This window comes from Pseudomonas sp. TE3899, from assembly GCF_056279105.1.
Genome location: NZ_JBWBQR010000001.1, coordinates 1,576,929 through 1,590,694, shown reverse-complemented (window position 1 = coordinate 1,590,694; position 13,766 = coordinate 1,576,929). Strand labels below are relative to the sequence as shown.

12 protein-coding genes are annotated in these 13,766 nt (G+C 62.3%); 5 read left to right on the top strand and 7 right to left on the bottom strand.

Features of this window, described 5'->3' with window-relative positions:
* Positions 1-27: 27 nt before the first annotated feature.
* From ACZ89E_RS07120 to ACZ89E_RS07100, 5 genes are all read left to right on the top strand, one after another.
* Positions 28-1,692, top strand: a complete 1,665-nt coding sequence (locus ACZ89E_RS07120) for an AMP-binding protein (RefSeq protein WP_463257328.1) — start codon at positions 28-30, stop codon at positions 1,690-1,692.
* A gap of 16 nt (positions 1,693-1,708) precedes the next feature.
* Positions 1,709-2,470, top strand: a complete 762-nt coding sequence (locus ACZ89E_RS07115) for an SDR family NAD(P)-dependent oxidoreductase (protein WP_476255211.1) — start codon at positions 1,709-1,711, stop codon at positions 2,468-2,470.
* A gap of 12 nt (positions 2,471-2,482) precedes the next feature.
* Entirely contained in the window at positions 2,483-3,676 is a 1,194-nt protein-coding gene (locus ACZ89E_RS07110) for an acetyl-CoA C-acyltransferase (protein ID WP_476255210.1), read from the top strand.
* A gap of 144 nt (positions 3,677-3,820) precedes the next feature.
* Positions 3,821-4,948, top strand: a complete 1,128-nt coding sequence (locus tag ACZ89E_RS07105; protein WP_476255209.1) for an acyl-CoA dehydrogenase — start codon at positions 3,821-3,823, stop codon at positions 4,946-4,948.
* Between the two features lie 13 nt (positions 4,949-4,961).
* Entirely contained in the window at positions 4,962-5,735 is a 774-nt protein-coding gene (locus ACZ89E_RS07100; RefSeq protein WP_476255208.1) for an enoyl-CoA hydratase, read from the top strand.
* Between the two features lie 92 nt (positions 5,736-5,827).
* Here ACZ89E_RS07100 and ACZ89E_RS07095 read toward each other — a convergent pair whose 3' ends face one another.
* The 7 genes from ACZ89E_RS07095 to ACZ89E_RS07065 all read right to left on the bottom strand — a co-directional run bounded on the left by ACZ89E_RS07095 (position 5,828) and on the right by ACZ89E_RS07065 (position 13,641).
* Entirely contained in the window at positions 5,828-6,979 is a 1,152-nt protein-coding gene (locus ACZ89E_RS07095; RefSeq protein WP_149662014.1) for an acyl-CoA dehydrogenase family protein, read from the bottom strand.
* 3 nt (positions 6,980-6,982) lie between these two features.
* Positions 6,983-8,089 (bottom strand): enoyl-CoA hydratase/isomerase family protein, encoded by a 1,107-nt coding sequence (locus tag ACZ89E_RS07090; RefSeq protein WP_476255207.1) that lies wholly within the window; start codon positions 8,087-8,089, stop codon positions 6,983-6,985.
* Positions 8,090-8,389: 300 nt separating this feature from the next.
* The gene (locus ACZ89E_RS07085; protein ID WP_476255206.1) at positions 8,390-9,085 is read right to left on the bottom strand and encodes an HPP family protein; all 696 of its coding nucleotides are present in this window, start codon (positions 9,083-9,085) and stop codon (positions 8,390-8,392) included.
* A 158-nt stretch (positions 9,086-9,243) separates the two neighbouring features.
* A complete protein-coding gene (locus tag ACZ89E_RS07080; RefSeq protein WP_149662011.1) occupies positions 9,244-10,422 on the bottom strand; it encodes an MFS transporter in 1,179 nt (392 codons plus the stop codon).
* A gap of 21 nt (positions 10,423-10,443) precedes the next feature.
* Positions 10,444-11,883: an MmgE/PrpD family protein gene (locus ACZ89E_RS07075; RefSeq protein WP_476257024.1), complete on the bottom strand. Its 1,440-nt coding sequence runs from the start codon at positions 11,881-11,883 to the stop codon at positions 10,444-10,446.
* Between the two features lie 29 nt (positions 11,884-11,912).
* A complete protein-coding gene (locus ACZ89E_RS07070; protein ID WP_463257335.1) occupies positions 11,913-12,800 on the bottom strand; it encodes a polysaccharide deacetylase family protein in 888 nt (295 codons plus the stop codon).
* Positions 12,793-13,641: a polysaccharide deacetylase family protein gene (locus ACZ89E_RS07065; RefSeq protein WP_476255205.1), complete on the bottom strand. Its 849-nt coding sequence runs from the start codon at positions 13,639-13,641 to the stop codon at positions 12,793-12,795. The genes ACZ89E_RS07070 and ACZ89E_RS07065 overlap by 8 nt, the downstream gene beginning before the upstream one ends.
* Positions 13,642-13,766: the final 125 nt, after the last annotated feature.

Genomic DNA, 13,766 nt, shown 5'->3' with positions numbered 1-13,766 from the left:
TAATAAAAATACAGAGGGATTCTGGCAATGCGCGATTACTTGTCTGCCACATCGAAGTTCGATTACCAGCACACCGTAAATGCCGCGCTCGACGGCGATTTGACGGCGCTTAATGCCTGTATTGAATGCTGCGACCGCCATGCATTGCCGGGGCGCATCGCGCTGTTCTGGGAAGGCCGCGACGGCTCCAGCGCGACCTACACCTTCAGCGATTTGCAGGACAAAGCCGCGCGTTTCGCCAATTTTCTCCTGGCCCAGGGCGTCCAGAAGGGTGACAAGGTCGCCGGCCTGCTGCCACGCAACATCGAATTGCTGATCGCCGTGTTCGCCACCTGGCGCATCGGCGCGGTCTATCAGCCGCTGTTTACCGCGTTCGGCCCGAAAGCCATCGAACACCGTTTGAGCAGTTCCTGCGCCAAAGTGGTGGTCACCGACGCGGTCAATCGGCCAAAACTCGCGGAAGTCGCCGATTGCCCGACCATCGTTACCGTCGGCGGGCCCAAAGGGCAGGGCATCGTGCGTGGCGACTACAGTTTCTGGGCCGAACTGGCCAACTATTCCTCCGAGTGCGAACCGGTACTGCTGAGCGGCGAAGACCCGTTCCTGCTGATGTTCACCTCGGGCACCACCGGCCCGTCGAAAGCCTTGTCCGTACCGCTCAAAGCCATCGTCGCGTTCCAGAGCTACACCCGCGACGCCGTGGACCTGCGCCCGGAAGACGCGTTCTGGAACGTCGCCGATCCGGGTTGGGCCTACGGCATTTATTTCGGTGTGACCGGCCCGATGTCGATGGGGCATCCGATCACCTTCTACGATGGCCCGTTCACCCTCGAAAGCACCTGCCGGGTGATCAACAAATACGGGATCACCAACCTCACCGGCTCGCCGACCGCTTACCGTTTGCTGATTGCCGGCGGCGACGAGTTCGCCAAGTCGATCAAGGGCCGGCTGCGCATTGTCAGCAGCGCGGGCGAGCCGCTGAACCCGGAAGTGATCCGCTGGTTCGCCGACAACCTCGGCGTGGTGATCCACGACCATTACGGCCAGACCGAACTCGGCATGGTCCTGTGTAACCACCATGGCCTGGACCACCCGATCCACATGGGCGCCGCCGGTTTTGCCTCGCCGGGCCACCGCATCGTGGTGCTGGACGATGAGTACAAGGAACTCGGCGTCGGCCAACCCGGCATCCTGGCCATCGACCGCACCCAGTCGCCGATGTGCTGGTTCAACGGCTATGAAGGCGCGCCGACCAAGGCCTTCGTCGGCAACTATTACCTGAGCGGCGACACCGTCGAGTGGAACCCGGACGGCAGCATCAGCTTCGTCGGCCGCAGCGACGATGTCATCACCACCTCCGGCTACCGCGTCGGCCCGTTCGACGTGGAAAGTGCATTGATCGAACACCCGGCCGTGATCGAAGCCGCCGTGGTCGGCAAACCTGACCCGGAACGCACCGAGCTGGTGAAAGCCTTCGTCGTGATCTGCGAGCAGTACCGCGCCACACCCGAGCTGGCCGAAGAGTTGCGCCAACACGTGCGCAAGCGCCTGGCCGCGCACTCATACCCCCGTGAAATCGAATTTGTCAGCGAGTTGCCGAAAACCCCAAGCGGCAAATTGCAGCGCTTTATCTTGCGCAACCAGGAAATCGCCAAGGCTCAAGAGGCCGCGGCTCACAAAGCTTCTGCTTGAATCGAAGGAAAATTAGATGCAGATCGAAAACAAGGTTTTTCTCGTCACCGGCGGTGCGTCCGGCCTCGGTGCCGCCACCGCTGAAATGCTGGTGGCTGCCGGCGCCAAAGTGATGCTGGTGGACATGAATGCCGAGGCCGTTGCGGCTCAGGCTCAGCGTCTGGGCGCGCAAAGCGTGGTGGCCGATATCAGCAACGAAGCCGCCGCCGAAGCCGCTGTTGCGGCGACGGTGAAGGCCTTCGGTGGCCTGCACGGCCTGGTGAACTGCGCCGGCATCGTGCGGGGCGAGAAGATCCTCGGCAAAACCGGCCCGCACGGGTTGGCCAGTTTCAGCCAGGTGATCAACGTCAACCTGATCGGCAGCTTCAACATGCTGCGCCTGGCCGCAGCGGCCATCGCTGAAACTGAGGCGGATGCTGACGGCGAACGCGGCGTGATCATTAACACTGCATCGGCGGCCGCCTACGACGGCCAGATCGGTCAAGCCGCCTATGCCGCGTCCAAAGGCGCCATCGTCAGCCTGACCTTGCCCGCCGCCCGTGAACTGGCGCGCTTCGGCATCCGCGTGATGACCATCGCTCCCGGCATCTTCGAAACACCGATGATGGCCGGCATGACCGACGAAGTCCGCGCGTCCCTGGCCGCTGGCGTGCCGTTTCCGCCGCGCCTCGGTAAACCGGGCGAGTACGCCGCGCTGGTCAGGCATATCATTGAAAACAGCATGCTCAACGGCGAGGTGATCCGTCTCGACGGTGCCTTGCGTATGGCCGCCAAGTAAGGAGGATTTGTCATGACCCTTTCCAACGATCCGATTGTTATCGTCAGCGCCGTCCGCACCCCGATGGGCGGTTTCCAGGGCGAACTGAAAAGCCTGACCGCGCCGCAACTCGGTGCGGCGGCGATCAAGGCTGCCGTTGAGCGTGCCGGCGTCGCTGCCGACGCGGTCGATGAAGTCCTGTTCGGTTGCGTATTGCCCGCCGGCCTCGGCCAGGCGCCTGCACGTCAGGCCGCACTGGGCGCCGGGCTGGATAAGTCGACCCGTTGCACCACCGTGAACAAGATGTGCGGTTCCGGTATGGAAACCACGATCCTCGCCCACGACATGCTGGTCGCCGGCAGTGCCGAAGTGGTGATCGCCGGTGGCATGGAAAGCATGTCCAACTCGCCATACTTGCTGGACCGCGCCCGCAGCGGTTATCGCATGGGCCATGGCCGGGTGCTGGATTCGATGTTCCTCGACGGCCTCGAAGACGCCTACGACAAAGGGCGCCTGATGGGCACCTTCGCCGAAGATTGCGCCGAGACCAACGGTTTCACCCGTGAAGCCCAGGACGCGTTTGCCATCGCCTCGACCACTCGCGCACAGCAGGCGATCCAGGACGGCAGCTTCAAGGCCGAAATCGTGCCGTTGACCGTGACCGTCGGCAAAGATCAGGTGCTGATCAGCCACGACGAACAGCCGCCGAAAGCCAAACTGGACAAGATCGCCTCGCTGAAACCCGCGTTCCGCGACGGCGGCACCGTGACCGCGGCCAACTCCAGTTCGATTTCTGACGGTGCGGCGGCGTTGGTACTGATGCGTCAGTCCGAGGCGCAGAAGCGTGGGCTCAAGCCCTTGGCGGTGATTCACGGCCACGCGGCGTTTGCCGATACCCCGGGCCTGTTCCCGGTAGCGCCGGTCGGTGCGATCAAGAAACTGATGAAGAAAACCGGTTGGTCATTGGACGAAGTCGAGTTGTTCGAAATCAACGAAGCGTTCGCGGTCGTCAGTCTGGTGACCATGACCAAACTGGAAATCCCCCACGAGAAGGTCAACATCCATGGCGGCGCTTGCGCCTTGGGCCACCCGATCGGTGCGTCCGGCGCGCGGATCCTCGTGACCCTGCTCTCGGCCCTGCGCCAGAAAGGCCTGAAACGCGGCGTTGCAGCGATTTGCATCGGCGGCGGTGAAGCCACCGCCATGGCCGTGGAATGCCTCTATTGATGCGCCCCCGTTCTCTGTAGGAGCGAGGCTTGCCCGCGAAGGCGTCCGTCCAGTCGATATTGATGTTGACTGACACACCGTCTTCGCGGGCAAGCCTCGCTCCTACAATGAAAGGCGCACCAAGGCTCAAATTAAGGATCCACCATGATTCCCAATGACGAACAACTGCAGATCAGCGAAGCCGCCCGGCAATTCGCCCAGGAGCGGCTGAAACCGTTCGCCGCCGAATGGGACCGTGAGCATCGCTTCCCCAAAGAAGCCATCGGCGAGATGGCCGAGCTGGGTTTCTTCGGCATGTTGGTGCCCGAAGAGTGGGGCGGTTGCGACACCGGTTACCTGGCCTACGCCATGGCCCTGGAAGAAATCGCTGCCGGCGACGGCGCTTGCTCGACGATCATGAGCGTGCACAACTCGGTCGGTTGCGTGCCGATCCTCAAGTACGGCACCGACGAACAGAAAGAACGCTTCCTCAAGCCACTGGCGAGCGGTTCGATGCTCGGCGCCTTTGCCCTGACCGAGCCCCAGGCCGGTTCCGACGCCAGCGGTTTGAAAACCCGTGCGCGCCTGGAAGGCGATCACTACGTGCTCAACGGTTGCAAACAGTTCATCACCTCCGGGCAGAACGCCGGGGTGGTGATCGTGTTCGCCGTGACTGATCCAAGCGCCGGTAAACGCGGGATCACCGCGCTGATCGTGCCCACCGATTCACCGGGCTACAAAGTCGCCCGAGTCGAGGACAAACTCGGTCAGCACGCCTCCGACACCTGCCAGATCCTGTTCGAAGACGTGAAGGTGCCGGTCGCCAACCGTCTGGGCGAGGAGGGCGAAGGTTACCGGATCGCCCTGGCCAACCTGGAAGGCGGGCGGGTCGGCATCGCGTCGCAATCGGTGGGCATGGCTCGCGCGGCGTTTGAAGCGGCTCGCGATTACGCCCGTGAGCGCGAGAGCTTCGGCAAGCCGATCATCGAGCACCAGGCTGTCGCATTCCGCCTGGCGGACATGGCGACCCAGATCGCCGTGGCCCGGCAGATGGTGCATTACGCCGCCGCGCTGCGGGATAGCGGCAAACCGGCCCTGGTCGAAGCCTCGATGGCCAAACTGTTCGCCTCGGAAATGGCCGAGAAGGTATGCTCCGCCGCGCTGCAAACCCTGGGCGGTTACGGTTACCTGAACGACTTCCCGCTGGAGCGGATCTACCGCGACGTACGGGTGTGCCAGATCTACGAAGGCACCAGCGATATTCAGCGCATGGTTATTTCGCGCAATCTTTAAGAAGGAAATCTTTATGACCTATGAAACGATTTTGCTGGAAACCCACGGCCGCGTTGGCCTGATCACCCTCAACCGTCCGCAAGCCTTGAACGCGTTGAACGCACAGATCGTCAGCGAACTGAACCACGCCCTCGATGGCCTGGAAGCCGATTCCAACATCGGCTGCATCGTGCTGACCGGCTCGAAAAAAGCCTTCGCCGCCGGTGCCGACATCAAGGAAATGGCCGAGCTGACCTACCCGCAGATCTACCTCGATGACCTGTTCAGCGACAGCGACCGCGTGGCCAATCGCCGCAAGCCGATCATTGCCGCCGTTAACGGCTTCGCACTGGGCGGTGGCTGTGAATTGGCGCTGATGTGCGACTTCATCCTCGCCGGCGACAACGCCAAATTCGGCCAGCCGGAAATCAACCTCGGCGTACTGCCGGGCATGGGCGGCACCCAGCGCCTGACCCGCGCCGTGGGCAAGGCCAAAGCCATGGAAATGTGCCTCAGCGGCCGTTTGATCGATGCGGTGGAAGCGGAACGTTGCGGGATTGTTGCGCGGATCGTCCCGGCCGATGAGCTGCTGGACGAAGCGCTGAAAGTCGCGGCGTTGATTGCCAAGAAGTCGTTGCCGATTGCCATGATGATCAAGGAAAGCGTGAACCGCGCGTTTGAAGTCAGCCTGACGGAAGGTGTGCGCTTTGAGCGTCGAGTGTTCCATGCGGCGTTTGCGACGCAGGACCAGAAGGAAGGGATGGCGGCGTTTATTGCCAAGCGTGAAGCCGAATTCCAAGGCAAGTGATGTAGCGTTCCGATCGTTCCCACGCAGAGCGTGGGAACGATCAACGTCAACAATCTGTAGGAGCGAGGCTTGCCCGCGAAGCTTTTAAGGCTTCACACCAGATAGTTCTTCAGTTCCCGCGCAATCACCATCCGCTGTATCTCGCTCGACCCTTCATAAATCTGCGTAATCCGCGCATCCCGGTAATAACGCTCCACCGGGTAATCCTCCAGATACCCGTAACCGCCATGAATCTGCATCGCTGAGGAACACACCTTCTCGGCCATTTCCGACGCAAACAACTTGGCCTGTGACGCCTCCGACAGACACGGCTTGCCGGCACTGCGCAACCGCGCGGCGTGCAGGATCAACAACCGCGCCGCGTTCAGCCGGGTGTGCATGTCCGCCAGCATATTGGCGATGCTCTGGTGTTCGTTGATCGTCTTGCCGAATTGCACCCGCTCCCGGGAATAGGTCAGCGCCGCTTCAAACGCCGCACGGGCGATGCCCAGTGCCTGCGCGGCGATGCCGATGCGGCCGCCTTCGAGGTTGGAGAGGGCGATGGCCAGGCCTTTACCGCGATCACCCAGCAGGTTGGCTTCGGGAATCGTGCAATTGCTCAGGGTCACCGCGCAGGTGTCGGAAGCGCGGATGCCCATCTTGTGTTCGGTGCGATCCACGATGAACCCCGGCGTTTCGGTCGGCACCAGGAACGCCGAGATGCCGCGTTTGCCCAGGTCCGGATCGGTCACCGCAAACACAATCGCCAGTTTCGCCCGCTTGCCGTTGCTGACGAATTGCTTGGCGCCGTTGAGCACCCACTGGCCGTCCCGCAGCTCGGCGCGGGTGCGCAGGTTGTGGGCTTCGGACCCGGCTTGCGGTTCGGTCAGGCAGAAGCAGCCGATGGCCTGACCGCTGGCCAGGTCCGGCAGCCAGGTTTTTTTCTGTTCTTCAGTGCCGTAGTTCAAAACCGGCCCGCAACCCACGGAGTTGTGGATGCTCATCAACGCGCCGGTAGCACCGTCGCCGGCCGAAATCTCTTCCACAGCCAGGGCGTAGGCGACGTAATCAACGTAAGTGCCGCCCCATTCCTCAGGCACCACCATACCCAGCAGACCCAATTCACCCATCTTCGCCACCAGAGCGTCGTCGATCCAGCCAGCCTTTTCCCAAGCCTGGGCGTGGGGCGCGATCTCGCCACGGGCAAAGTCCCGGGCCATGTCGCGGATCATCACTTGCTCTTCGCTCAATTCGATATCGTGCATGACTCAGTTCCCGCTCTGCTCAAAACCGGTGAAGAAACTCTCGACGTGCTCGGCATGCAGCGCCTGCAAGGTCGGCGGGTTCCAGCGCGGTTTTTTGTCTTTGTCGATCAGCAAGGCGCGCACGCCTTCGATCAGGTCGCCGCGCTCGAACCACTGGCGGTCCAGGTGCAGCTCAAGGGCGAAGCATTGTTCCAGGCTCAGCTTGCGCCCGCGCCGAAGCATTTCCAGGGTTACGCCCATGGCCAGCGGCGAACGGCTTTCCAGCAGGTCGGCGGTGGTTTTCGCCCATTCGTGGCTGTCGGCGACGGTTACTTCGCGCAGTTGCTCCACCATACTCGCCACGTCCGGCAGGGCGAAGAAGTGGTCGATGGCCGGGCGCAGCGCAATCAGCGGCGCGTCGGACAGCTGTTGCACGGCGAGTTTGGCCAGCACGCCTTGCAGGTCCTTGAGCGGCGATTCGCGCCATTCAAGGTGATCGAGTTTTTCGTCCAGCGTGCCCAGCTTGACGCTTTCCAGGTACCAGTCGGCCAGGCCGCAATACAGCGCATCGGCGGCGCGGATCTGCACGCCGCTCACGCCCAGGTAAATCCCCAGTTCGCCGGGAACCCGTGGCAGGAAGTGACTGCCGCCAACATCCGGGAAATAACCAATGGCCACTTCCGGCATCGCCAGACGGCTGCGCTCGGTCACCACGCGCATGTCGGCGCCTTGCACCAGGCCCATGCCGCCGCCCAGCACATAGCCGTCCATCAAGGCCAGGACCGGTTTGCAGTAGTGGTGGATGGCGAGGTCGAGGGCGTATTCCTCGACGAAAAAGTCTTCATGCAGGGTCTCGCCGTTTTTGTAGCTGTCGTACAGCGAACGAATATCGCCGCCGGCACAGAAGGCTTTCTCGCCAGCGCCGCGCAACACCACGGCGTTGACCTGCGAATCCTCGGCCCAGGCATCGAGCTGGCGTTGCAGGCGGCGGACCATGTCCAGGGTGAGGGCGTTGAGACCGGCGGGGCGATTGAGGGTCAGATGACCAATGCGATTGCGAACCTCGGCCAGCACTTCAATTTGCGTGGCATCCATGGCAACGGCCTCCTGGGATGAAACCTGAGCAGTCATCGATAACTCCCTGCTTTTATTGTTCTTTATAGAGAAACTCGCGCGCGAGCGATGCTGGATCGTAACAGTGCAAATTTGTGATGTACAACCGGCATACGTGCAGGTTCTGTCTGCGTTTTTACCTTAGTGCAAAATCAAAAGATCGCAGCCTGAATAGTTTATTGAAGGCGCACGAACCCTGTGGCGAGGGAGCTTGCTCCCGTTGGACTGCGCAGCAGGCCCTTTCTTTGATGGGAAAAACGAGGGCCGCTTCGCAGCCCAGCGGGAGCAAGCTCCCTCGCCACAGGGGCTGGTGTTTGTTCAGGTTCTGCTGCTGAGCACTTCGCTGATACTACGCCGCTTGGCATGCAATTCACTGGCGTGAATCAACTGCTCAAGGTCTTGCGGGGTGACGTCGAAAAACGCCTCCATTTCCGCCAACGCCAGTTTCAAATCCTCGGCGGTAATCGCCTGACTGTCCGCCGACGGCATGACCGGCACAGCCTCTGCCGGGCGCTTGGGATAGCGAATCCGCGTCAGGTTGTTATACGCCAGCGCACTGAGCAGCATCGCCGAGGCACTGAGCATCACCGGGCCGAGGGCTTTCCAGTCCAGAGCGATGGTCGCCGGGTCGGCCAATACCAACAACAACGCCAAGGCGCCGGCCGGTGGGTGCAGGCAACGCAGCCAGCACATCAACATCAGTGCCATGCCCGCCGCCAGGCAAGCGCTGCCCAGGGTTCGGCCGAGCACGTGCGCCACCAGCAGTGAAACCACCCCGGCGCTCAAATAACCGCCGAGGATCGACCACGGCTGGGCGAGGGCGCCGGAGGACACGGCGAACAGCAGCACCGCCGAAGCACCCAGCGGCCCGACCAGGTGCTGCGCCACTTCAATGCCGAACACCTGGCTGCACAGCCAGACGCTGAACAGCGTGCCCAGGGACATGCCGATGGCCGCGCGGCTCCATTCCGAAGGGCGGGTGTTGATGGCGGCGGGTAACCAGCGAGCGAGCATGAGGTTGATCCGTTGACAAAAAACCTAAGCAAAAAAAAGGCTTAGCTGGGAAACCCAGAAAGCCCTTGAAGGTGTTCCAACTATTGGGGGAGGAACGGGGCACAGTGTGCCGCCCATTCCATCTGCTGACAAATTCATATTAATGCAGCTTCAGTGCATTATTTTTGCAGTATGGCCACCCGCCGACCGGCCATGAAACACAGTGATCCGCCCATGGCCGTCAACGCACAGAGGGCGTAGAACATCGTCGGCGCCGGGGTGTGCATCAGCAGGAAACCGCAAATCACCGGACTCAACGCGCCACCCAACGCCGCCAGGTTTTGCGCGCCGTAGTAACTGCCACGCAGCTCTTCCGGGGCCAGGGTGTCGACGAACAGGAACTCCGCCGGGTAAATGATCATTTCGCCGAGGGTGAAAATGAACATCGCCACGCACCAGCTCACCAGGCCATCGGCCAGGCTGAAACCGATCAACCCGAGGATGAACAGACTGGTGCCACCGGCAATCCAGTAGCGCAGTTGTTCACGCTTGAGGAAGCGGCCGATCTGGTATTGCAGCAGGATCACGCTGATGGCGTTGCAGGCGAGCAGGGCGGCCATGGTTTCCAGGGCGCGCTTGGAATCGTGGGTCACCAGCAGGTATTGCGACAGGTACAAGGTGAAACGGCCGTGAACCACGGTGCTGAACAGGCAGCCGCAGGTGAACATGATCAGTGTGCGGTCGTTCTTTAGCGTGGTCAGGGTCTTGAGAAAGCTTTGCGGCTGGCCGATGGCGGGCACCCGCGCGGGGTCTTTCGGGATCCCGCTCATCAGGAAGATGCTGAAGAACGCGATACCACCGGCAATCAGGAACGGCGCAATCGGATACACCCCGGCGATCACCACGCCGAGCATGGGACCGGTGGCGTAGCCGATATTGGTCAAGGTGTAGCGCAGGGAAAACGCCTTGGCCCGTTGGCCCATGGGCAGGTTTTCACTGAGGATCGCCTTGGAGCCGATCAGGAACAACGCCGAGGCGGTTTCGGTGATCACCAGAGTGGCGGTGGTCAGGTAGAGGTTCTCGGCGAAGGTCAGCAGCACAAAGCCAATGGCGCTGGAGAGCATGGCCAGGATCAAGAGCCGGCGCTTTTCCAGGCGATCAATGATGTATCCGCCGTAGAGCGCGAGCAGGGTGGCAATAAACACCGCGATGCCCAGCAGCAGGCCAACGTCCTGTTGGTTGAGGCCGAGTTTGTTGCTCAGGAACAGCGTAAGCAACGGGCTGGTGATGGCGCGGCTGACGACGATGGTCAGCGAGCAGATCATCAACCGGCGGATAACGAGCGAGTAAGTGGCCACGGTGGTGCACAAGTCCTTGTCTTAGTGATGATCGTTCCCACGCTCGGCGTGGGAATGCCTTACCGGACGCTCTGCGTCCGCTTCTGGAACGCGGAGCGTCCCGGGCTGCATTCCCACGCGGAGCGTGGGAACGATCGATGTTTCAATAGAGTCCAGTTCTTCCAACCGCCACAACTGCCCCAGCAACTCTTCAGCCTGCCGCCGCACCATCACCCGTCCGGCCAGACTGAAAAACTTCTCTTCCAGCGCCGCATCACTCAGCGGATTGCCCGGCGCCCCCAGCGGCACCTCGACGCACAGGCTCGCCTGCCGACCGTCCACGGTCCGCACGCTCACCACGGGCTCGCCATCCTCGGACAGTTGCGGGTCCACTTCAAGCCGGATGCGCGACATCCACTGCGCCAAACGCGGGTCGCTGCGACGGGCATCGTCATAGGCTTCCAAGCGGCAGTGGCCAAGGACCAGCCGTGCGGCGAGGGCGTAGCGCAAGCTCATTTGCGCCGCTGCCAGACTGACGATGTCCTGCCCGCCGCACATGTCCTGCAGGAACCCGCACAGCGACACCTCAATGTCCTCGACCTGATCGGCGCTGACCTGCAACTGCGTCAACAGCAAGCCGAGGGCATCGATGGCCGAATGCGTCCCGCGACACGCGGCATAGGGCTTGATCGAGCAGCGGGCGAGTTTCCACATCTTGCCCAGATCCGCATCCAGCGCTTCGGGCACGGCCGCATCGCCCGCGAGGGTCTTGAGGAAACCGCCCCAGACATCCTCGAACAACTTCGTCGGCCCGGTGATGCCGCGCTGGGCAAACCGCGTGGCCAGCAAACCACCTTCGGCAGCGCGACCGCTGTGGAGTTTTTTGCTTTGGGAACCGTCATGGATAAAGGCCCAAAGCCCACCGCTGAAACTGCCGGCAATGCCGAGGGCCGACAGGGTTTGTGCCGCATCCAGGCCGAGGATCCGCGCACTGGCCGCCGCTGCGCCGAACACGCCGCAGGTGGCCGTGGAATGCCAGCCGGCGCCGTTATGCGCCGAATAACTGCCGCAGGCTTCAAGCACCCGACGGCCAACTTCGTAGCCGATGACCACGGCGGTGATGAACTCGCGGCCATTGACCGGTTTCTCCGCCATCGACACCGCGGCCATCACCGCCGGCAACACCACCGCGCCGGAATGGTCGCAGCCACCGGTATCGTCCAGTTCCAGGGCATGGGCGGCGATGCCGTTGAGCATCGCGGCTTGCGCAGCACCGACGTGCCAATCGGTGCCCCAGACCGGCGTGTTGCCGGTTTCGCCTTCGAACACTCGGCGCGCCTGTTTCGCCACATCGCTGGCAGCCCCGGCCAGGGTCGCGCCGAAGGTGTCGAGGATGTGCCGCTTGGCTTGCTCAACCAGCGCCGGCGGCAAATCCTCAAAACGCGTATCAACGCAAAATTGCGCCAGGTGCTCCATGCGCATCACGCCTTGGTAGGCACTGCCGAACTCACTCATACCCCGTAATCCCGATAATGCCGCTCATACACCGCCGCCGGATGATCCTCCGTCACAGCCACCCCCGAATCCGCCCACCATTGCGCGACCTCGCCAGCGGTGGCGATCCATACGTCCTGATGCAGTTGAATCCCCTGCAGCAACTCGCGCAGCACGCCAATCCGCCCCGGTGTCGCGATGATCTCCGGGTGCAGGCGCAGCACGTAACACAGGCCGAACCGATAAAACCCGGCGAAGTCCATTTGCAGGTTGCCCAGGGTGTGGCTGTAGGACGCAATCCGCGATTGCGCGGGTGGCACGGCGGGGCTGAGGTTGAAGGCGAAGTAGGGTTCGTCTTCCAGTTCGTAGTGCAGTGGCAACTCGATCACCTCGGGCGCCGTCGGGTGGGCGAACGGCAAATCATCGCCGCGCCAGGACGATGACCAGCGAATGCCTTGGCTCCGCAGCGCCTCGATAAACCCCGGTGCGCCGTTGCCGGCGGGGATGCGAAATCCGGTTGGACGCATGCCGGTGAGCGCGGTCAAGGCGTCGCAACCTTTGGCGATCTCAGCGCTCTGCTCGGCGAGCGTCAGGGTGTCGTAGTTCTGATGGCGATACCCGGCGCAGGCAATCTCATGTCCACCGGCCAGGATCGCTTTTATAGGCTCGGGATTTTCTTCGGCGACGATCCCGGGAATGCACCAGCTACTGCTGACGCCCAATTCTTCGAATAAACCGAGTAAACGATCCACGCCGCGCTGGCTGCCGTAGCGCCAGACCGACAGCGTCTTGTCGCGCCCGGCGACTTCCGGGGCCTGGGTCAGGATGCCGTGGATGTCGTTGTAATCGACGGTCAGCACGACCGCGCAGCGGTGGCCGTTGGGCCAGACAGTGGAATCAGCCATGGTGATGCTCCTTGAGCCACCACTGGGCGACATCGCGGCAGGTGGCGAACCACACGTCGTCGCGCTGGCGCATGTGTTCGAAGAGGTTTTCCAGCAACAGGATGCGTCCCGGTTTGCCGGTGATCTTGGGGTGGAACAGGGTGGTCAGGCACAGCCCTTCATCCATCGCGCCGTCGAATTCACGGCGCCAATTGTCCAGGGTCAGCGCGTAGCTGGCGGTGCGATCCAGCCCGGAAGGAAAGTCCGGGGCGCGGGTGTAGGCGAGGGAGGCGTAGTCGTCCATTTCCCAGCGGCCGGGGATTTCCACCAACGGCGTGTCGAAGCCGGGGACGTTGACCAGATAAGGCCGGTCATCGCCACGCATGCTGCTGGAATAGGTCACGCCGGCTTCCACCAGCATCGCCGGGGTTTCGGCGCGCCAGTCGCCGGACGGCGTGCGGAAACCTTCGGCGCGGATGTTCAGGTGCTTCCAGAACACCTCACGGGATTTCTTCATCACGTCCTTCTGCTGGTCCAGCGTCAGGGCGTAAAAGGATTCATGTTTGTAGCCGTGGTACGCCACCTCATGCCCGCGCTCGACAATCGCCTGGCACTGTTTTGGCCAGTTCTCCACGACCCAGGCCGGGACGAAGAAGGTCGTCGGGATCTGGAAGGCGTCGAGCAAGTCGAGGATTCGTGGCAGCGCGCGATAAGGGCCATAACCGCCGAAGCCGAAGTACTCGGGCTTGCGCCAGATCGAGCCGTTGAGCATGGCATCGCCGGTCGGGCCGTCGAGGTCGAAAGCCAGGGCCAGGCAAGCCTTGTGCGGGGCGGGCCAGGTGGGTTGTAGCGAGGAGGACATCAGGTGGCTCTCCATTGATGTTCAGGTAAAACACAATCCCCGTAGGGGCGAGGCTTGCTCGCGAAGAGGCCGGCACATTCAACATCGTCGGTGACTGACACACTGCCTTCGCGGGCAAGCCTCGC

Coding starts and splice junctions, on each gene's coding strand:
- ACZ89E_RS07095 (WP_149662014.1), bottom strand. CDS start 6,979: ATGCACGATATCGAATTGAGCGAAGAGCAAGTGATGATCCGCGACATG.
- ACZ89E_RS07120 (WP_463257328.1), top strand. CDS start 28: ATGCGCGATTACTTGTCTGCCACATCGAAGTTCGATTACCAGCACACC.
- ACZ89E_RS07110 (WP_476255210.1), top strand. CDS start 2,483: ATGACCCTTTCCAACGATCCGATTGTTATCGTCAGCGCCGTCCGCACC.
- ACZ89E_RS07070 (WP_463257335.1), bottom strand. CDS start 12,800: ATGGCTGATTCCACTGTCTGGCCCAACGGCCACCGCTGCGCGGTCGTG.
- ACZ89E_RS07105 (WP_476255209.1), top strand. CDS start 3,821: ATGATTCCCAATGACGAACAACTGCAGATCAGCGAAGCCGCCCGGCAA.
- ACZ89E_RS07090 (WP_476255207.1), bottom strand. CDS start 8,089: ATGACTGCTCAGGTTTCATCCCAGGAGGCCGTTGCCATGGATGCCACG.
- ACZ89E_RS07065 (WP_476255205.1), bottom strand. CDS start 13,641: ATGTCCTCCTCGCTACAACCCACCTGGCCCGCCCCGCACAAGGCTTGC.
- ACZ89E_RS07085 (WP_476255206.1), bottom strand. CDS start 9,085: ATGCTCGCTCGCTGGTTACCCGCCGCCATCAACACCCGCCCTTCGGAA.
- ACZ89E_RS07075 (WP_476257024.1), bottom strand. CDS start 11,883: ATGCGCATGGAGCACCTGGCGCAATTTTGCGTTGATACGCGTTTTGAG.
- ACZ89E_RS07115 (WP_476255211.1), top strand. CDS start 1,709: ATGCAGATCGAAAACAAGGTTTTTCTCGTCACCGGCGGTGCGTCCGGC.
- ACZ89E_RS07100 (WP_476255208.1), top strand. CDS start 4,962: ATGACCTATGAAACGATTTTGCTGGAAACCCACGGCCGCGTTGGCCTG.